Annotated in this window: 19 protein-coding genes; 2 read left to right on the forward strand and 17 right to left on the reverse strand. The window is 57.3% G+C overall.

Annotated features, from left to right (window positions below; translation table 11 throughout):
* Positions 1-4 precede the first annotated feature (4 nt).
* The 6 genes from I6L34_RS21495 to potA all read right to left on the reverse strand — a co-directional run bounded on the left by I6L34_RS21495 (position 5) and on the right by potA (position 6167).
* Positions 5-622 carry a glutathione S-transferase family protein gene (locus tag I6L34_RS21495; RefSeq protein ID WP_216955316.1) on the reverse strand — a complete coding sequence of 206 codons (618 nt, stop codon included), beginning with the start codon at positions 620-622 and terminating at the stop codon, positions 5-7.
* Positions 623-888: 266 nt separating this feature from the next.
* Positions 889-1947: a restriction endonuclease gene (locus I6L34_RS21500; protein WP_216955317.1), complete on the reverse strand. Its 1059-nt coding sequence runs from the start codon at positions 1945-1947 to the stop codon at positions 889-891.
* A 326-nt stretch (positions 1948-2273) separates the two neighbouring features.
* Positions 2274-3341, reverse strand: coding sequence for an extracellular solute-binding protein (locus I6L34_RS21505; protein WP_005345409.1), 1068 nt, complete (start codon positions 3339-3341; stop codon positions 2274-2276).
* 81 nt (positions 3342-3422) lie between these two features.
* A complete protein-coding gene (gene potC / locus I6L34_RS21510) occupies positions 3423-4193 on the reverse strand; it encodes a spermidine/putrescine ABC transporter permease PotC (protein ID WP_042051845.1) in 771 nt (256 codons plus the stop codon).
* Positions 4190-5077 carry a spermidine/putrescine ABC transporter permease PotB gene (potB, locus tag I6L34_RS21515; protein ID WP_071910068.1) on the reverse strand — a complete coding sequence of 296 codons (888 nt, stop codon included), beginning with the start codon at positions 5075-5077 and terminating at the stop codon, positions 4190-4192. Before potB ends, potC begins: the two co-directional genes overlap by 4 nt.
* On the reverse strand, positions 5064-6167 hold the full coding sequence (gene potA, locus I6L34_RS21520) for a spermidine/putrescine ABC transporter ATP-binding protein PotA (protein WP_005351940.1): 1104 nt from the start codon (positions 6165-6167) through the stop codon (positions 5064-5066). The genes potB and potA overlap by 14 nt, the downstream gene beginning before the upstream one ends.
* Before the next feature lie 201 nt (positions 6168-6368).
* Here potA and I6L34_RS21525 point away from each other — a divergent pair, with 201 nt between their 5' ends.
* Positions 6369-7106 (forward strand): hypothetical protein, encoded by a 738-nt coding sequence (locus I6L34_RS21525; protein ID WP_005351939.1) that lies wholly within the window; start codon positions 6369-6371, stop codon positions 7104-7106.
* A gap of 16 nt (positions 7107-7122) precedes the next feature.
* The gene (locus tag I6L34_RS21530) at positions 7123-7809 is read left to right on the forward strand and encodes a DUF2987 domain-containing protein (protein ID WP_216955318.1); all 687 of its coding nucleotides are present in this window, start codon (positions 7123-7125) and stop codon (positions 7807-7809) included.
* Between the two features lie 103 nt (positions 7810-7912).
* Here the strand turns inward: I6L34_RS21530 and ttcA are convergent, their stop codons facing one another.
* The 11 genes from ttcA to ccoN form a co-directional block, all read right to left on the reverse strand.
* The gene (ttcA, locus tag I6L34_RS21535) at positions 7913-8821 is read right to left on the reverse strand and encodes a tRNA 2-thiocytidine(32) synthetase TtcA (RefSeq protein ID WP_201929871.1); all 909 of its coding nucleotides are present in this window, start codon (positions 8819-8821) and stop codon (positions 7913-7915) included.
* A 74-nt stretch (positions 8822-8895) separates the two neighbouring features.
* The gene (gene uspE / locus I6L34_RS21540; RefSeq protein ID WP_005345417.1) at positions 8896-9843 is read right to left on the reverse strand and encodes a universal stress protein UspE; all 948 of its coding nucleotides are present in this window, start codon (positions 9841-9843) and stop codon (positions 8896-8898) included.
* A gap of 151 nt (positions 9844-9994) precedes the next feature.
* The gene (locus tag I6L34_RS21545) at positions 9995-10750 is read right to left on the reverse strand and encodes an FNR family transcription factor (protein WP_005351934.1); all 756 of its coding nucleotides are present in this window, start codon (positions 10748-10750) and stop codon (positions 9995-9997) included.
* Positions 10751-10818: 68 nt separating this feature from the next.
* Positions 10819-11505, reverse strand: coding sequence for a sulfite exporter TauE/SafE family protein (locus I6L34_RS21550; RefSeq protein ID WP_201992196.1), 687 nt, complete (start codon positions 11503-11505; stop codon positions 10819-10821).
* Positions 11489-11677 carry a cbb3-type cytochrome oxidase assembly protein CcoS gene (ccoS, locus tag I6L34_RS21555; RefSeq protein WP_005336630.1) on the reverse strand — a complete coding sequence of 63 codons (189 nt, stop codon included), beginning with the start codon at positions 11675-11677 and terminating at the stop codon, positions 11489-11491. The genes I6L34_RS21550 and ccoS overlap by 17 nt, the downstream gene beginning before the upstream one ends.
* 138 nt (positions 11678-11815) lie before the next feature.
* Complete coding sequence (locus I6L34_RS21560; protein WP_216955319.1) at positions 11816-14200, reverse strand: heavy metal translocating P-type ATPase; 2385 nt, start codon at positions 14198-14200, stop codon at positions 11816-11818.
* Between the two features lie 86 nt (positions 14201-14286).
* Positions 14287-14787: a FixH family protein gene (locus I6L34_RS21565; RefSeq protein WP_216955320.1), complete on the reverse strand. Its 501-nt coding sequence runs from the start codon at positions 14785-14787 to the stop codon at positions 14287-14289.
* Positions 14788-14927: 140 nt separating this feature from the next.
* A complete protein-coding gene (ccoP, locus tag I6L34_RS21570; protein ID WP_005351929.1) occupies positions 14928-15911 on the reverse strand; it encodes a cytochrome-c oxidase, cbb3-type subunit III in 984 nt (327 codons plus the stop codon).
* Complete coding sequence (locus I6L34_RS21575; RefSeq protein WP_005336620.1) at positions 15911-16090, reverse strand: CcoQ/FixQ family Cbb3-type cytochrome c oxidase assembly chaperone; 180 nt, start codon at positions 16088-16090, stop codon at positions 15911-15913. The genes ccoP and I6L34_RS21575 overlap by 1 nt, the downstream gene beginning before the upstream one ends.
* A gap of 10 nt (positions 16091-16100) precedes the next feature.
* On the reverse strand, positions 16101-16715 hold the full coding sequence (ccoO, locus tag I6L34_RS21580) for a cytochrome-c oxidase, cbb3-type subunit II (RefSeq protein ID WP_005336618.1): 615 nt from the start codon (positions 16713-16715) through the stop codon (positions 16101-16103).
* A gap of 16 nt (positions 16716-16731) precedes the next feature.
* Positions 16732-18156, reverse strand: a complete 1425-nt coding sequence (gene ccoN, locus I6L34_RS21585; protein WP_005336616.1) for a cytochrome-c oxidase, cbb3-type subunit I — start codon at positions 18154-18156, stop codon at positions 16732-16734.
* Positions 18157-18162 lie beyond the last annotated feature (6 nt).

An 18162-nucleotide genomic window follows, 5' to 3' on the forward strand; every position in this document is an offset into this window, starting at 1 on the left:
ATGGTTAGTTGGCCAGTGCCTTGGCGACCGCCGAACGGCTCAGCATGCGCTGATAATGATCGGCAACCTTGGGGAATTCACTGATCTCGACCCCATCGCTTTTCAGCCAGCCCGCGACCACGAACAGATAGATGTCCGCCACGCTGAACTGCTCGCCCAGTACCCAGGGGCCAGCCAGATAGTGTTGCTCAATCTGGGCAAAGCCATCGCGCATATTGCTGGCGACTTTCTGCTGCATGGCGGCAATGGCCTGCTCGTCATCGGCCCAGCGGCTGCCACGGCGACCGTGGGCATGGGAGACATGCACGGTGGAGGCGAGGAAGCTGTTGACCTCCTGCATGCGGGCCAGCAGGAACGGGTTGTCCAGCGGCGCCAGTTTGGCATCGGGGAAGCGCTGCGCCACATAGAGCAGCAGGGCCGGGGTCTCGGTCAGGGTGCCCTGCTCGGTGACAAGGGCTGGCACCCGTCCTTTGGGGTTGATGGCAAGATACGCAGGATCACGCTGCTCACCGGCGGCGAGGTTGACGAGACGGGGTTGGAACGGGGCATTCGCTTCCAGCAGGGCAATTTGCACGGCCATGGCACAAGTGCCGGGAGCGAAATAGAGGGTCAGATCGGACATGAATACTCCTGATTGGCTCAGGCCACCCGCGATATCGGCGAAAAGCGTGTTTTCCGTGATACCTCGAGGGGTCATGAAAAAAAGAGAGGGGGCAACGCTTGCCCCCACAGCCAATCTACACCCCTAAGGGATAATGAAAAAGCACAGAATTAATCGGCCTGCCACTTCGTAGTTTACCTACACCTTAAACACCTCAGCCAAAACTTTGAACCAGATGATGCTAAGGATCGCACAAGAAAACTACCTAAAAAATGCTAGATATTTTTTCAGCGCGGAAGTTCCATGAGGAATTTATCCACTTTTTCAAATAATAACTCATTTGGATCATCACCAGAGATTTTGCTTTTTATCAAGTCTATTAGCATGTTTTCATCAAGGTTTAGAATCAATTTTCCATGTTCACGCATTGCTCCCTGACAAGCGACAATCGCATTTTCTGAGGGACCCATTCTTGAAATAAGAAAGCAAACTTTGCGCTTAGCTTTTTCATAAAGATATTTTTCTGTTGAATATACTTGCGCTTGCCCTATTTCATCTTTATAGTTTTTAAATTCAAATAAAACATACCTAGAGTCTAGATTTAGAGAAATGAATTTCCAAACGGTAGAGTTATCTATGACTCGGCAAATTAAGTCATAACGGTGCAAATCATCTGCAGTTCTTTTCTGTTGATGCCAACCGGTTAGGTCTCCATCGAAAAGATACTTTAAAATGTTACTGACGGTATTTTCAAAATCATAGCAACCATCTTTGCCAAGAGGTATAGAACGAAGACTATCAATAAAAGCAGTACCTATTCTTTCATTTTCTTGAGATGTTTTTGTATTGTATGAAGATTTTATCTTTTTAGGTTGAATGATAGATTTAATATTTCCATCGAGATTTCGTTCTGACAGATCAACTTCGCACAGCTTTATAAGTTTACCGAATAGCTCCAACTCTATGCTTGCTAAAGATAGTAATTTATTTAAATCCAAAACCTGTATTCTATATTCGGCCTCGATCCGCTCTTTAATTTTTGGCTTTATATCTGCGGTAACAATAAGGATTGCTTTGCTAATGCCTGCAGCACTAGCGCTTTCAATAAGCCTTTCTGAGGAAATTAATAGGGCTGAGGTGGGATATATGGGGTTTCGTGTGTATTTGACTTCAAACGCGATACGATCTTTTCCGGTCGGTTCCGTTGCAACAATATCGATCCCTGTATCAGAAAATGAGTCTAACAATTCAACTTGCCAACCATTAGCAGATAAAATATCACGACAAAGGTCTTCGAGGGCGAATGCTAGCCTTGTGCTTAAACCAGCGTTTATTCTGATGCTCAATGTATATCCTTTATTAATTGGACTGTATTTGTTAATTAACAGTCATTTAGTCACATCATGCCTAAAACAGTCTTTCGATAATACAGTACCGTCATTCCCTATAAACACACCTATTGTGCCTATATCTCCACAATGGGGCAACTCTGAATCTAAATGGAATGACCCATATTCACTGCTCGCACCCCTAAAATTTTTATGCAGCTGGCTGCCTGGGGTGACTTACAAGGATTATTGTGTTGAGAAAAGGGGCTGGTGGTGAAAAAGAGAAGGGGGCAAATATTGCCCCCTTTATCCATTAATCCCGTCAGGGCTGATTAACCACTGACTTAACCGGCCTTGGCCACCATGGCTTTCAGCTGCAGAAAGTACTGCTCGTAGAGGCGGGAGGCATCCCCTACATCGGACTGGAACTCTCCCTTGCGCTTGATCTCATCGCTCGGGAAGACCATGGGGTTGTTGCGAAACGCCGGGGTGAGCAGTGGAATAGCATCCTTGACCGGGGTGGGGTAGCCAATCGCCTCGGCCACCTTGGCGGCCACATCGGGGCGCATCAGGAAGTTGATCAGAGCGTGTGCCTCCTTCACATGCTTGGCCTTGGCCGGGATGGCGAGGTTGTCCATCCAGAGTACCGCTCCCTCTTCGGGATAGGTCATCTGGATGGAGGGGTATTCGCGCTGGGCGCCGTAGGCCGAGCCGTTCCACAGCATGCCGATATTGACCTCACCGGCGATAAAGGGGTCGGCCGGGTTGTCGGAGTTGAACGCCTTGACGTTGGGCATCAGCTTTTTCAGGTATTCGAACGCTTCGGCGATCTGCGCCTTGTCTTGAGTGTTGGGGCTGTAGCCCAGCTGCACCAGCGCAATATGGAACACCTCGCGGGCATCGTCCATCAGCAGCAGGCTCTCTTTCCACTCCGGTGCCCAGAGCTGCTTCCAGCTGGTGACCGGCTGTTCGATGATATCGGTGTTGGTGCCGATCCCGGTTGCGCCCCAGATATAGGGGATGGAGTAGCGGTTGTCCGGGTCGTACTCGTGGTTGAGCAGGGTAGGGTCGAGGTGCTTGAAGTTGGGCAGCTGGGCGCGATCCAGCGGCTGCAGCATCCCCTCTTTGGCCATTTTCGAGATGAAGTAGGTGCTGGGCACGACCACGTCATAGCCGTCGCCATGGGTTTTCAGCTTGGCGTAGAGGGTCTCGTTGGATTCGTAGGTGGAGTAGATCACCTTGATACCGGTCTCTTGCTGGAACTGCTCCAGCAGGCCGTCCGGCACATATTCCGACCAGTTGTAGAAGTAGACCACCTTGTCATCGGCCGCGTGAGCGCTCTGGCTCAGCAGCGGGGTGGTGAGGGTGAGGGCGGCTGCCAGCAGGGCGCCGGCCTTGTGTTGGATTGTCATCAACAACTCCTTGGGGTTATGGGGCCTTGCGGCCCACCGTGACAGAGTTCGCCAAAGATGGCGGGGATGAAACGGGCAGGGTCAACCCTGCCGTTTACGCAGTAACAGTTGCGCCAGCAGCACCATCCCGAGGGAGGCGACCAGCATCAGGGTGGCCAGGGCGTTGACCTCGGGGGAGACCCCCACCTTGACCATGGAGTAGATCTTGAGCGGCAGGATCTCGTAGGACGGGCCGGTAACAAAGGAGCTCACCACCACGTCGTCCAGCGACAGGGTAAAGGAGAGCAGCCAGCCCGCCATCACCGCCGGCAGGGCCAGCGGCAGTATGATGCGGCGCAGGATGATCCACTCGCCAGCCCCCAGATCTCGCGCTGCCTCCAGCATCCGCACATCAAAACCGCACAGCCGCGAGTAGACGGTGATCACCACGAACGGCAGGCAGAAGGTGATGTGGGCGATCAGAAGCGACCAGAAGCCCAGCGCAATGCCGGTCACCACAAACAGGGTCAGCAGGGAGATGGCCATCACGATATCGGGGGACATCATCACCACGAACAGCATGCCGCTGACGTACTGCTTGCCGCGAAAGCGGTAGCGAAACAGCGCCACGGCGGTGAGGGTGCCGATCAGGGTCGCTGCGGTGGCGGTGAGGGCGGCGATGGTCAGGGAGTGCTGGGCCGCCTGCATCAGGCTGGCGCTGGCAAACAGCTTCTCATACCAGCCCAGGGTAAAGCCGCGCCAGTCGATGCCATATTTCGACAGGTTGAAGGAGTTGGCGATCAACACCCCGATGGGCACATAGAGATAGCCAAACACCAGCAGCAGGAACAGAGCTTTCAGTGCGCGCATCATGCCAGCTCCCCCTTCTTGCTGAGCAGCTTGCCCGCCCGCCAGTAGCAGTAGACCAACAGCGCCATCAGCACCGTCAGCATCACGCTGATGGCGGCGCCAAAGGGCCAGTCACGGCTGTTGAGGAACTGGGTCTTGATCAGGTTGCCGATCAGCAGGTGCTTGGCGCCCCCCAGCAGATCGGAGACATAGAACATCCCCATGGCGGGCAGGAACACCAGCAGACAACCGGCGATGATGCCGGGCAGGGTGAGGGGCAAGATGATCCGTACCAGCCGCTGCCAGCCATTGGCGCCAAGATCCCGCGCCGCCTCCAGCAAACGGCCATCCAGCTTCTCGATGCTGGAGTAGAGCGGCAGCACCATAAAGGGGAGCAGCACATAGACCAGCCCGATGATGACGGCCACCTCGGTATACATCATCTGCAGCGGTCGCTCGATAAGCCCCAGATCCAGCAGCCAGCCGTTGATCAGCCCCCGGGTGCCGAGCAGCACTTTTAGCGCATAGGTACGGATCAGGGAGTTGGTCCAAAACGGCACCACCACCAGAAACAGCAGCAGCGGGCGAATGCGCGTTGGCAGATGGGCCAGCAGCCAGGCAAAGGGGTAGCCCACCAGCAGGCAGATGGCGGTGGCGAGCAGCGCCAGCCAGAGGGAGTGGAGCAGCACTTCGAAATAGAGGGGGTCCAGCAGGCGGCCATAGTTGCTCAGGGTAAAGAGCGGCGCGATAAGCTCGGACTCATCACGGGTCAGGAAGCTGACGCCGATGATCATCAGGTTGGGCAGGAAGACAAACAGCGTCAACCAGCCCAGGATCAGCGCAATGGCTCCGTTGCGAAAGCCGTTGTGGGCAAAGCTGTGCGCTACCCGCAGATTAGTGAGGCTCATAGGGCAGCACCACCTCCCAGCTGTCGACCCAGTGGATCGCCACCTCCTGACCCAGACGGTAGTCAAAGTCGGGGTCATCCTCGTCGAAGAACTCGGAGATAAGCAGCTGTTTGCCACTTTCGAGCTCGATCACCGAATCCAGCGTCGCCCCCTTGTAGTTGCGCTCGCGGATATTGCCCCGCAGCGCACCACTTTGATCGTCATCCTGATCGAGAATGCGCAGATCTTCCGGGCGCAGCAGCACCAGCACCTTGTCGTCTGGCTGGAATGGCAGTGTGGTATGAAGCAGGCATTCGCGCCCCTCTACCTCCGCCTGCCAGATACCGGGCTCGCGCTGGCTGATCAGCTTGCCATCCATCACGTTGATCTCGCCGATAAAGCGGGCCACGAACAGGTTGGCTGGCGATTCGTAGATATCGCGCGGGGTGCCGCGCTGGATGATCTTGCCGCCCTCCATCACCAGGATGCGATCAGACATGGTGAGCGCCTCTTCCTGATCATGGGTAACGAAGACAAAGGTGATGCCCAGGCGACGCTGCAACGCTTTGAGCTCGCTCTGCATCTGCTTGCGCAGCTTGTAGTCGAGCGCCGAGAGGGATTCGTCAAGCAGCAGCAGGCGGGGCTTGTTGACCACGGCGCGGGCGATGGCGACCCGTTGCTGCTGGCCGCCGGAGAGCTGATCCGGGCGGCGGTTGGCCAGCTCGGTAAGCTGCACCATGGCGAGGGTCTCCTCGACCCGCTGACGGATCTCGCTGGCCGGTACTTTCTGCATCTCGAGGCCAAAGGCGACGTTTTCAAACACCGTCATATGGGGGAAGAGCGCATAGCTCTGGAACACGGTGTTGATGTGCCTGTGTTCGGCGGGGATATGGGTGATCTCGTCACCGGCCAGATGGATGGTGCCACCGTCGACCGATTCTAGCCCGGCCAGCAGGCGCAGCAGGGTGGTCTTGCCACAGCCGGAGGGGCCCAGCAGGGTAAGAAATTCACCGTCATAGATTTCAAGGTCAAGGTCACTCAGGATCACCTTGCCATCGTATTTTTTGCTGATCTTGTTCAGCGCAACAATTACCTGTGGATTGTTCATCATCCGCCAGTCTCACCCCAGCCAGTGGCCATCGTGTTGAAAGAGGGCCGCATTCTATGCAGCCGACACATGAAATTAAAGGCTTTTTGGCCCGAATTAGCCGCAAGTGCGCAGGAAAAACGGCTACGAATAGCAGACCAAATCGCTATAATGTGCCACCTGATTTGGTCGTTTTCGATATTGGATAGTCAATTGAGTAATAAAATGCGTATTGGCGGCTCCCTTGAGCAGTCTCTGAACCAGGGCTACCGCCTTGATCTGAAAGGGGTCATCCAGGAGGGATGGCAACAGACCCGCCGTACCGGATTTGGCCTGCTGCTGGCGATTGTCGGGGTGACGGCGATCTGGATCCTGCTTAGCAATGTGCTGCTGTTGCCCTATCTGGGGGATGATAGCCAGATGAATGTGGCCATGGTGCTGAGCCTGCTGATGACGGTGGTGATGGCCCCCATGACCAGCTCCCTCGATATGCTGGGGTTGCAGCAGTCGGTCGGGGTGCGCGCCCGCGCTAACCAGGTGTTCGACTTCTTCCGCCACTTTGTACGCCTCGGCATGTTGAGCCTGCTTGGCAGTCTGCTCACCAGCCTGTTTGGCCCGCTATTCGATCTGCTGGGATTGCCCGCCGTACTCTCTTTCATTCCCTCGGCCCTGATCGGCATGGGGCTGCTCTTTACCGTACCTCTGGTGCTGGAGCGTGGCTTGACGCCGCCCCAGGCCATTCTGGTTTCTCTCAAGCTCTTTGCGCGCGGCTGGCCCAGCATTGTGCTGTTCCACGGCGTGATGACCGCGCTCTTCTTCCTGGCTCTGATCCCCATGGGGTTGGGGCTTATCTGGGTGGCACCGCTCTATTTCAACTGCAAGGGGATCCTCTATCGGGATCTCTGCGGGGTAGGTGTAGAGGTTAATGAGGTGACAGAAGGCCCCAACCATTTCAATGCATGATGCAAAAGGACGTTGAATGACCCGTCGATATGGAGTGACCAAGGCTGTGCGCCAGAGCCTGCTGGCCACGCTCTTGCTGCCAGGGCTGGCGCTGGCTGAGCCGATGCTGGATCTGCAATACAGCACCTTCTACAGCCAGATGAAGACCTTTGCCAAAGGGGAGTTTGGTCACGCCAGACTGGGGTTTTATCTGACCGATCCGCAAAATGGTCAGCGCTGCGGTCTGGCCGCTGCGCGGGTATCGACGCAGGACAAGGAGGTCGCCGCCGAGGTGACGGTGGACAGCGAATTGCGACTGCCGTTCGATGATGATCTCAACCTCGACAAAGGGATGGTGCAGGTCACGCTCAAAGAGCCCCACGCCACCTGCGATATGGCGGTACAGGTGATGGCCGATGCGCCGAACGGGCCCGAGCTGCCGCTGGCGGAGCTAGCGGCCCGTCAGCAGCAGATGCAGTCGCTGCTCGACAAGATGGCGGGCATGGTCGGCAAGCACTTCCTGCCGAAGATGGAAGGAGTGCGTATTACCCTGGTGCAGCAGAGCGGTACCGCTTATCTGATTGATGGCGCCCGTCAGGAGGCGCTGTCCTGGCAGGAAGGCCACCTGCTGCTGAGCAATGAGCAGCTGGCCGCGTTCGCCGCAGGGCAACTGCGTCTGCAGGGTGACGTGTTGCGACTGACCCCCTGGCTGCACAAGGGCTGATGCCGATGGCGCTGTCACGTTGGTAACAGGCAGGTCAAGAAAGCAAAAAAGGAGCGATCATCGCTCCTTTTTTATTGCGTGGCGTTTGCCCTGTGAGCGCGGCTTAGCGCACTTCAATCACATCCAGCATGTCCATCTCGTCGATGTCCAGCAGCGGCGCCTTTGGCATCTCGGGCGGATCAAACGCCTTGTCGCCACCATCGATGATGCCGGAGTCGCGATTGATGCTCTTGAAGTCAAACAGCTTGTGGTCGAGGAGGTGGCTCGGGATCACGTCCTGAATGGCGGTGAACATGGTTTCGATACGACCGGGGAAGCGGCGATCCCAATCCTGCATCATCTGCTTGATGGCCTGACGCTGCAGGTTCTCCTGCGAGCCGCACAGGTTGCACGGAATGATGGGGAAGGCTTTGACGTCGGCGTAGCGGATCAGATCCTTCTCTTTGCAGTAGGCTAGCGGGCGGATCACCACGTTCTTGCCATCGTCGCTCACCAGCTTGGGCGGCATGGACTTGAGCTTGCCACCGTAGAACATGTTGAGGAACAGGGTCTCGAGGATGTCGTCGCGGTGGTGGCCAAGGGCAATCTTGGTACAACCCAGCTCCTGAGCGGTGCGGTAGAGAATACCGCGGCGCAGCCGTGAGCAGAGAGAGCAGGTGGTTTTTCCTTCCGGTACCTTCTCTTTGACGATGGAGTAGGTATCTTCCTCGACGATCTTGTACTCGATGCCGAGGGAATCCAGATACTCGGGCAGCACATGCTCGGGGAAACCGGGCTGCTTCTGATCCAGGTTGACGGCAACCAGATCGAAATGGATGGGGGCACTGGCTTTGAGGCTCATCAGTATGTCGAGCATACCGAAGCTGTCCTTGCCGCCGGAGAGGCAGATCATGACCTTGTCGCCCTCTTCAATCATGTTGAAGTCGGCAATGGCCTGACCCACGTTGCGCCGCAGGCGCTTCTGCAGTTTGTTAAAACTGTATTTTTCTTTGGCGTTCAGCTCTTCTAGCATGCTCGTAAAACCCGGGACACAAATAAGCGCGTTATTATAGCCATGTCCCGGGGGAGGGCAAGGTGCCAGGCACCTTATGATTGATTGCGACGACTGTCGACCGGGCAGCTGTAGTCCGCCGGTTTGAGGATCAGGATGTCGCAGGAGAGGCGGTCAATCACATGTTCGGCAGTATTGCCGAGCAAAGCTGCAGAAAGCCCGGTACGGCCGACGCAGCCCATGATCATCAGGGTCGCCTTGAGCTCTTCGGCCATATCCGGCAACACCTCTTCCGGTAGCCCCTCTGCTACCCGGGTCCAGAGATGACCGATCCCGAACTTGTCGGCATGGCTGAGCAGCAGGCTTTCGTGGTGTTTGCGGATAGCTTCGTTGTAGGCGTTGGGGTCAAACTCCGGCAGCTCGATGGCCACGTTGACCGGGGTGCCCGGGTAGGTGTTGACCAGATAGAGATTGGAGCCCAGCAGCTCGGCGATGTCGCTTCCCTCCTGGGTGATCCGTTCATTGAGCAGTTTCTGATCCGGATCGTCGCTTGAGCAGTTGATGGCGGCGATGATGTTGCCGCCCCGTTGCCAGTGACCCTCCTTGACCAGCAGCACCGGACAGGGGCATTTGCGCAGCAGGTGCCAGTCGGTGGGGGTAAAGATGAAGGTTTGCAGGAAGCTGTGATGGTGAGTGGCTTTGACCACCAGATCGTGACGCTGCTCAAGCACTTCCTGAATGACACACTCGAAGGGGCGATTGTGCCAGACAACCTTCACTTCGCATTCGATCCCCTGTGCCCGATAGGGGGTCAGGATCTCGTCCAGCCACTCACGTCGCTGTGAAATGACGCCGTCGCGCATCTCTTGCCGCTCGTCCACCGAGAGCATGGCGGTCATTTCATACGAGAAGTCATAGATGGTGAGCAGCAGGGTCAGATGGGCGTTTTCGTCCAGCTCGGCGACTTTGACTGCCCGTTCGAGGGCGATTTGACGCTCCTCTTCTGGATTGATAACCACCAGAATATTCTGATATTTGACCATCTTCTCCTCCTTGGAAAAGTCCAATGACAGCAGAATCTTAGCCATTACAGCTTAGCGCAGGAGGAGGGTATGGGGAACGTACCGGATCACATTCCAGAGGAAAGGATCCGGCAGGGAAAGCAGGAGAAAAGCGGGAGGGTAAGCGGAAAAATCAGCCGCAGGGCGGGCGAGTTGCACCGGCCATCATGCCCAGCGCGACCTGATCAAGCACGGTAATGTATTTGCCTTTGACGCTGATGAGACCGGACTTCTGGAAACGGCCGAGCAGACGACTGATGGTCTCGACGGTCAGACCCAGATAGTTGCCAATGTCACCACGGGTCATGGAGAGACGGAACTCCTTGGCGGAGAAGCCGCGCTCGGAGAAGCGTACCGACAGATTGTGCAGGAAGGCGGCGAGGCGCTCTTCAGCATTCTTCTTGGAGAGCAGCAGGATCATCTCCTGATCGCCCATGATTTCGCTGCTCATCAGACGCATGATCTGCTGGCGCAGTTTGGGCATCTTGCCGGAGAGATCATCCAGCACTTCAAACGGGATCTCGCACACCATGGCCGTTTCCAGCGCCTGGGCGAAGGAGGGGTGGGCCTGCTTATTGATGGCATCAAACCCGACCAGATCGCCAGCCAAGTGGAACGCAGTGATCTGCTCATCACCTTGCTCGGTGATGGTGTAAGACTTGATGGTCCCGGAACGGATGGCATAGAGCGATTTGAACTCATCGCCAGCCTTGAACAGCTCTTCACCCTTCTGGATCGGCTTCTTGCGCTCGATGATGCTGTCAAGCTGATCAAGCTCGTTGTCGTTCAGAGTGAAGGGAATACAGAGCTGACTGATGCTGCAATCCTGGCAATGAATTGCACAGCCACCGCTCTGGATACGTCTGCCAGGTTTCTTTTCCGGGATCATAGGCTCATACGAATAATTGATTTATATCAAACAAGTTTACCATCAACTCATCCGTTTTGGATAGGGTTTCAAAAGGAAGCAATGCCAATCCAGAAGGTATGCACCCCGAACAAAATGAGCAGCAGGGCACCGCCAAGGCGCAAACTGCGCAGGGTGAGCCAGTATCTCAGGCGATCAGCGAGTCCCCCCAACGCAAACAAGGTAGGCAGGGTGCCGAGACCAAAAAAGAGCATGATGAGCGCCCCGCCGCTGGCCGAACCGGCCGCCGCGCTCCAGGTCAGCATGGAATAGACCAGCCCGCAGGGCAGCCAGCCCCACACCATGCCAAAGGGCAGTGCCTGCACAGGCGAGGTGAAGGGGAGAAACTTGCCCGCCAGCGGTTTGATACGGGGCCAAAGTCTGGCGCCGAGCCGCTCCAGCAGCAAGATCCCTTGCCACCAGCCCGCCAGATAGAGACCAAGCGCAATCATCAATAGCGCTGCCACGAGACGCAAGCCGGCAATAGCGTGTTTGCCAGCGCCCAGCTCGCTGGTGGTGGCGAGCAGTCCGCCCACCAGTGCGCCTGCAATCACATAGCTCAGGATCCGGCCGAGGTTGTAGTTGAGCAGATAGGCAAGCCGCCCCCAAAAATGCTGTTTGTTGGCGGGGATCGCCATGGAGAGCGCGGCGGAGACACCCCCGCACATGCCGATGCAGTGAGCCGAGCCTGCCAGTCCGACCAGCAGGGCCCCCAGCAGATCAAGGTTGTGGGTCATGGTCAGCAGGCTTTACGGGTTTGTGGGCGGGTTGCTCTTCGTCAAACAGGATGTTGGAACCCTGCCGGTCGAGATCTTCAAACTGCTCGGAGCGAATGGCCCAGAAGAAGACGACCCCAGCGATGATCACAAACAGAATGGCGATGGGGATCAGGACAAAAATTATATTCATGAGAGGTACCTTGGCGTTCATCCTTGGCAAGCGTCCCCTATGGTAACCCTGTTCGGGCAGGGGGCCAGCCGCTATCAGTGAGAAATGTGGCCTGCATCGGAGGCAGGCCACATTTTCAGCTATTTTCCGCCACCGGCCTCATCGGTTGAGGCGCATGGAGTTGGTTACCACGATGAGTGAGCTGAGCGACATGCCCGCCGCCGCCAGATAGGGGGGCAGCCAGCCGCAGGCCGCCAGCGGCAGCACCAGCAGGTTGTAACCGATGGACCAGGCGAAGTTCTCGATGATGATCTTGCGGGTACGCATTGCAAGCACTCTGGCCTCGAGCAGTCGGCTCAGGTCATCGGCCAGCAGGATGGCATCGGCGCTGTTTTTCGCCAGATCGGTGCCACCAGCCATGGCGAACGAGGCGTGAGCTCCGGCCAGTACCGGCGCGTCGTTGATGCCATCGCCCACCATGATGCTGATATCCCCTTGGGCTTCCCGGGCCTTGAGGTAGGCCAGCTTGCCATCGGGCGAGACCCCCTTGACCAGCTCATCCACCCCCAGTTCCCGGGCAATCTCGTCTGCCTGCAAAGAGCTGTCGCCAGTCAGCACGGTAGTTTGCAGACCTGCTGCCTTGAATGCCGCGATCAGCGCCCTGGCATCGGGGCGCAGGGTATCTTCCAGATTGAAGCGGGCCAATACCTGCTGCTCGTTGGCCAGATAGATAGCCAGACCGCGGCCGTGCTCTTGCGCCGGATCCAGCCCAAGCCAGCGGGCACTGCCGATGCGGTAGCGTACACCCTCCACCAGCGCCGTGATGCCATGACCGATGACCGGGGTGATCTCGCGGGCGGATGGCAGCACACTGATACTGTCGGCAGGTAGCCGGAAGGCGCGAGCTATGGGGTGCTCGGATTGCGCCTCCATAGCCCGGGCGATGGCGAGGCAGTGCGCCTCCTCCACGTCTGCCAAGGTGGTGGTGCCGGTCAGACTGATCTCCCCTGTGGTCAGGGTGCCAGTCTTGTCCATCACGATCCGGTTTGCCTTGGTCAGCACGTCAAGCACATGACCGCGGCGCAGCAGAATGCCGTTACGGGTCAGATTGGCGGTGGCCGAGGTCAGTGCCGTCGGGGTCGCGAGTGACAGGGCACAGGGGCAGGTGGCCACCAGCACGGCGAGGGTGACCCAGAACGCCTGATCCGGTTGATGGAAGTGCCAGAAGGTCCAGACCGCGGCGGCAATGATCAGCAGCACCAGAATAAAGTGGCGTGACAGCTGATCCGCCATCTGGGCGATGGCTGGTTTGTCATCAAGAGCGTGATCCTGCAGCCGCATGATCTGGGCGATCCGCGACTCTTCGATACGGTGGCTGACCCGGATCTGCAGCGGCGCATCCGTGTTGATGGTGCCGGCATAGACCTGATCTCCGCGCTGTTTGAGCAGGGGCAGCTGTTCACCGGTCAGCATGGATTCGTTGAGGCTGGCTTGCCCTTCGACAATGATGCCGTCCGCCGGCAAGGTGGCGCCGGCCAGTACCCGCACCCGATCGCCGACCTGCAAGGTCTTGGCCGCTACCTCATGCTCTCCTTCATCATCGATGCGGGTCGCCATGATGGGCACCAGTCTGGCCAGGTTGGAGCTCGATTCCGACGCCTTGCGCCGGGCCCGCAACTCGAGAAAGCGCCCCAGCAGCAGGAAGAAGACGAACATGGTGATGGAGTCGTAATAGACCTCACCGGTATTGAACACGGTGGCCCACATGGAGGCGATAAAAGCCCCAATCAGCGCCAGCGACACCGACACATCCATCGACAGGTGACCCTGTTTCAGACTGCGCCAGGCACCCACGTAAAAGGGCTGGGCCGAGTAGATCATGATGGGGGTGGAGAGCAGCAGGCTTATCCACTTGAAGTAGACCATGAACTCATCTTCAACACTGATGAAGAGGTCCATGTAGAGGGCCACGGCGCACATCATCACCTGCATCGAGCCAAGCCCTGCCAGTGCCAGCCGGAACATATAGCTACGCACCTCTTTGGCGTAGAGCGCCTCCTGTTGATGGGTCTGGAACGGGTAGGCACGATAGCCGATCTGGGCAAATCCCTTGAGGATGTCACTTAGGGAGAGCAGCTCCGGATCCCACTTGATGCGGGCCCGGTGGGTGGTGGTGTTGACATTGATGTAGCGCAGGCCCGTCAGTGTCATCAGGTGGCGTTCGATAAGCCAGGCACAGGCGGCGCAGGTGAGCCCTTCAACTGTCAGCTGGATTTCGCGAAGGGTACCGCTGTCGGTGACAAAATCCTGTTGCACTTCTGCCAGATCGTAGTGGGTGAGGGCGGCCAGCTCTTCGGGTACCAGATCTCCCTTGGTGCCGGGAGCGGTGCGGTGATCGTAGTAACTGGCGAGGCCGCACTCCATGATGGTTTCTGCCACCGCCTGACAACCGGGGCAGCACATAGGGCGAACAATCCCCTTTATCTCAAGGGCATAGCCACTATTGGCGGGTACCGGCTCGCCACAGTGAAAGCAGGGGGTCATGCGTTATGCCCCCCTGAATGCAGAATGCAAGCAGCAGGGGCGCTGGCGAGCACCGGCCCGCCACAGTGAGAACAGCCGGTCATGGCTTAGCGTCCTTTCGGGTCGAGTTCGACAGGGGCCAGGGTGGGCAGCTGGACGGTCTCTTGCAATCGCCACTCGTGGTCAAAGGCATCGACCCGAATGTGCCACTTGCCGACCAGCGGCTTGTCAAAATGGAGGCGATAGGTGCCGCTCGCATCGGCGGTGATCATGTGTTCGCTGTCCTGACCGGCCAAGGTCGGGTGGAACAATGAGAGATAGAGAGCTTGCCCGGCAGGAATGTCACCGCTGATGGGTTTGAGGGTCAGCTCGTTGCCGTCAACCTCCAGCCCAAAGCGGATATTGAGCGTTTCGGAGCGGTCAAACTTGCTCAAGTCCTGATTGATCTCTTTCCCTTGTTTGTAATAGTCCTCGGCCACCAGATTGACCCCATCCTTGCTGGCGATGATGGCGGTGGCGATGCTGCCGACCACGGCGGCAGTGGGGAGGGCGATGATAAACCAGGGCCAGAATTGGCGATACCACGGTTTGGATAGAGGTTGGGTCATGATTGCTACTGCCATGAAACGAATGATTAACGTGGAAGATGGTTTTTACGCAACACAAGATAACAAAAAGCCTCGAGGAGTCGAGGCTTTTTGCTGTGTAATCACGTGTTTATCACATGTTACAACGTTACGGGCGAACCTTATTTGGCAGACTGTTGATGAGACAGGCTGTAAACGTAGGAGGCCAGCAGGTGAACCTTGTCCTCACCCAGAATGTCTTTCCAGGCTGGCATCACGCCGTGACGACCGTGGGTGATGGTTTGCACCACCACTTCGCGGGAGCCACCGTAGAGCCAGGTGTTGTTGGTCAGATCTGGCGCACCGACGGCGATACCGCCCTTGGCATCGGCCCCGTGGCAGGCTGCGCAGATGGCAAAGCGTGCTTCACCTTTCTTCGCTTCCACCAGGTCAACCTTGCGACCGGAGAGGCTCAGCACATAGGAGGCCACTTCCTGAACGCCATCTTTGCCGAGGATTTCACCCCAGGCAGCCATGATCCCCTGACGACCGCCCATGATGGTGGTCTTGATTTGATCAGGTTGGCCGCCCCATTGCCATTCGCTGTCGGTAAGGTTCGGGAAGCCGCGGCCACCACGGGCATCGGAGCCGTGACACTGGGAGCAGTTCTGCAGGAACAGACGCTGACCCACTTTCAGGGCTTCCGGATCCTTGGCGATCTCGGTGATGGCACGATAGGTTTTGCCATCCGCTTCATAGGTGAGTTCACGGAACTTGGCGCCGTAGATCTCGTCAGCCTTGGCGACCTCGCGGTCGTACTCCACCGCGCGACCTTCGGCCTTGGCCGATTCGGTTGCAGCCTTGGACTCGGCCAGCGAGCGCACGTCCTGGTTGGAACTTTGCCAGCCCAGCAGGCCTTTGAAGTTGCCAAGCCCCGGGAAGGCGATCAGATAGACCAGACCGGTGACGATGAAGAAGAGGAACATGTAAGTCCACCACTTCGGCAGCGGGTTGTTGATCTCCTCGATGCCATCGAAGGAGTGACCCATCGATTTGCCTTCTTCAACACCCATCTTGTCCTTGCGGCACCACATCAGCAGCAAGAAGCAGCCGAGGATGGTTCCCAGACTGATGACAGTCACAAAAATGCTAAACAGAGTGCTCATTATTGTTTCGCTCCTGCGTTCTTTTTATCAGCACCGGGTTGCTCATCATCGGCAAAAACCAGATTGGCAGCCTCGTCGAAAGAGGTCTTGCGGCGTTTGCTATAGGCCCAGACGATGATGCCAATCATGATGGCCATCAACAGCAGGGTATACAGACCGCGAAATGTGCCGTAGTCCATCTTCGCCTCCTTATTTCAGGGCATGACCCAGTGATTGCAGATAGGCCACCAGCGCATCCAGCTCGGTTTTACCCTTCACGGCTTCGCCTGCACCCTGAATATCTGCGTCGGTATAGGGCACACCGAAGTGATCGCGGAACAGCGCCAGCTTCTTGGCGGTCATCTCGCCGGTCAGCACATTAGTATCAAGCCAGGGGTAGGCGGGCATGTTGGATTCCGGTACCACATCGCGCGGGTTGATCAGGTGAACCTTGTGCCACTCGTCGGAGTAACGGCCACCGACACGGGCCAGATCCGGACCAGTACGCTTGGAGCCCCACAGGAAGGGGTGCTCCCAGACGCTCTCACCGGCGACCGAGTAGTGACCGTAACGCTCGGTTTCGGCACGGAACGGACGGATCATCTGGCTGTGGCAGTTGGTGCAGCCTTCGCGAATGAAGATGTCGCGCCCTTCCATCTGCAGAGCGGTGTAGGGCTTGAGGCCCTCCACCGGCTCGGTGGTTTGCTTTTGGAAGAACAGCGGGGTGATTTCAACCAGGCCCCCCAGACTGATGGCGAAGATGATGCCGACCACCAGCATGGGAACGCTTTTTTCAAATATTTCGTGACGGTTATTGTTGCTCATGGGTTGACCTCTTCAATCATGCTGGCTGGGCGACAGGTTCCAGAGAACCTTTGGGCGCAGTGATGGTGCGATAGGCGTTGTAAGCCATCAGCAACATGCCGGTGACGAAGAAGCAGCCACCCAGGAAGCGCACGAAATAGAAGGGATAGGATGCCTGCAGCGCTTCAACGAAGCTGTAGGTCAGGGTGCCGTCTTCGTTGACTGCACGCCACATCAGGCCCTGCATCACGCCGGAAATCCACATGGCAACGATGTAGAGCACGGTGCCCACGGTCGCCAGCCAGAAGTGAACGTTGATCAGCTTGACGCTGTACATCCGGCCCTGGCCGAACAAGTTCGGGATCAGGTGATAGACCGCACCGATGGAGACCATGGCAACCCAGCCCAGCGCACCGGAGTGAACGTGACCAACGGTCCAGTCGGTGTAGTGGGAGAGGGCGTTGACGGTTTTGATCGCCATCATCGGGCCTTCGAAGGTCGACATGCCGTAGAAAGAGAGAGAGACGATCAGGAAGCGCAGGATGGGGTCATAACGCAGTTTGTGCCAGGCACCGGAGAGGGTCATGATGCCGTTGATCATGCCGCCCCAGGAGGGGACAAACAGGATCAGGGACATCACCATGCCCAGTGACTGAGCCCAGTCAGGCAGTGCGGTGTAGTGCAGGTGGTGCGGACCGGCCCAGATATAGAGGGAGATCAGCGCCCAGAAGTGCACGATGGAGAGGCGATAGGAGTAAACCGGACGACCGGCCTGCTTGGGCACGAAGTAGTACATCATCCCCAGGAAGCCGGCGGTCAGCAGGAAGCCTACCGCGTTGTGGCCATACCACCACTGCACCATGGCGTCCATGGCGCCGGAGTACATGGAGTAGGACTTCATGCCGGAGAGCGGCACTTCCATGTTGTTGACAATGTGCAGCACCGCAACGGTGATGATGAAGGCGCCGAAGAACCAGTTCGCCACATAGATGTGGGAGGTGGTGCGCTTCATCAGGGTGCCGAAGAAGACGATGGCATAGGCGACCCATACCACAGTGATGGCGATATCAATCGGCCACTCCAGCTCGGCATACTCTTTGGCGGAGGTGTAACCCAGCGGCAGAGAGATGGCGGCAGAGAGGATGATTGCTTGCCAGCCCCAGAAGACGAAGGTTGCCAGCGGGCCACCAAACAGTCTGGTTTGACAGGTGCGCTGCACCACGTAGAAGGAGGTGGCCATCAGTGCACTGACGCCGAAGGCGAAGATCACTGCGTTGGTATGGAGGGGCCGCAGACGACTGTAAGTCAGCCACGGGGTCTCGAAGTTGAGGGCAGGCCAGATCAACTGGGCTGCGATCAGTACGCCAACCGACATGCCGACAATTCCCCAGACAATCGTCATGACGGTAAACTGGCGAACAACGGTGTAGTTGTACTCAGGATGGTTAGTTGTATGGCTCATCGTTAT

Source organism: Aeromonas sp. FDAARGOS 1404 (genome assembly GCF_019047085.1).
GTDB classification, from domain to species: domain Bacteria; phylum Pseudomonadota; class Gammaproteobacteria; order Enterobacterales; family Aeromonadaceae; genus Aeromonas; species Aeromonas veronii.

Bases quoted from the DNA above. Each gene is read 5' to 3' on its own strand.
- I6L34_RS21495 (WP_216955316.1), bottom strand. From the start codon at position 622: ATGTCCGATCTGACCCTCTATTTCGCTCCCGGCACTTGTGCCATGGCC.
- I6L34_RS21505 (WP_005345409.1), bottom strand. From the start codon at position 3,341: ATGACAATCCAACACAAGGCCGGCGCCCTGCTGGCAGCCGCCCTCACC.
- potC (WP_042051845.1), bottom strand. From the start codon at position 4,193: ATGATGCGCGCACTGAAAGCTCTGTTCCTGCTGCTGGTGTTTGGCTAT.
- potB (WP_071910068.1), bottom strand. From the start codon at position 5,077: ATGAGCCTCACTAATCTGCGGGTAGCGCACAGCTTTGCCCACAACGGC.
- potA (WP_005351940.1), bottom strand. From the start codon at position 6,167: ATGATGAACAATCCACAGGTAATTGTTGCGCTGAACAAGATCAGCAAA.
- I6L34_RS21525 (WP_005351939.1), top strand. From the start codon at position 6,369: ATGCGTATTGGCGGCTCCCTTGAGCAGTCTCTGAACCAGGGCTACCGC.
- I6L34_RS21530 (WP_216955318.1), top strand. From the start codon at position 7,123: ATGACCCGTCGATATGGAGTGACCAAGGCTGTGCGCCAGAGCCTGCTG.
- ttcA (WP_201929871.1), bottom strand. From the start codon at position 8,821: ATGCTAGAAGAGCTGAACGCCAAAGAAAAATACAGTTTTAACAAACTG.
- uspE (WP_005345417.1), bottom strand. From the start codon at position 9,843: ATGGTCAAATATCAGAATATTCTGGTGGTTATCAATCCAGAAGAGGAG.
- I6L34_RS21545 (WP_005351934.1), bottom strand. From the start codon at position 10,750: ATGATCCCGGAAAAGAAACCTGGCAGACGTATCCAGAGCGGTGGCTGT.
- I6L34_RS21550 (WP_201992196.1), bottom strand. From the start codon at position 11,505: ATGACCCACAACCTTGATCTGCTGGGGGCCCTGCTGGTCGGACTGGCA.
- ccoS (WP_005336630.1), bottom strand. From the start codon at position 11,677: ATGAATATAATTTTTGTCCTGATCCCCATCGCCATTCTGTTTGTGATC.
- I6L34_RS21560 (WP_216955319.1), bottom strand. From the start codon at position 14,200: ATGACCCCCTGCTTTCACTGTGGCGAGCCGGTACCCGCCAATAGTGGC.
- I6L34_RS21565 (WP_216955320.1), bottom strand. From the start codon at position 14,787: ATGACCCAACCTCTATCCAAACCGTGGTATCGCCAATTCTGGCCCTGG.
- ccoP (WP_005351929.1), bottom strand. From the start codon at position 15,911: ATGAGCACTCTGTTTAGCATTTTTGTGACTGTCATCAGTCTGGGAACC.
- I6L34_RS21575 (WP_005336620.1), bottom strand. From the start codon at position 16,090: ATGGACTACGGCACATTTCGCGGTCTGTATACCCTGCTGTTGATGGCC.
- ccoO (WP_005336618.1), bottom strand. From the start codon at position 16,715: ATGAGCAACAATAACCGTCACGAAATATTTGAAAAAAGCGTTCCCATG.
- ccoN (WP_005336616.1), bottom strand. From the start codon at position 18,156: ATGAGCCATACAACTAACCATCCTGAGTACAACTACACCGTTGTTCGC.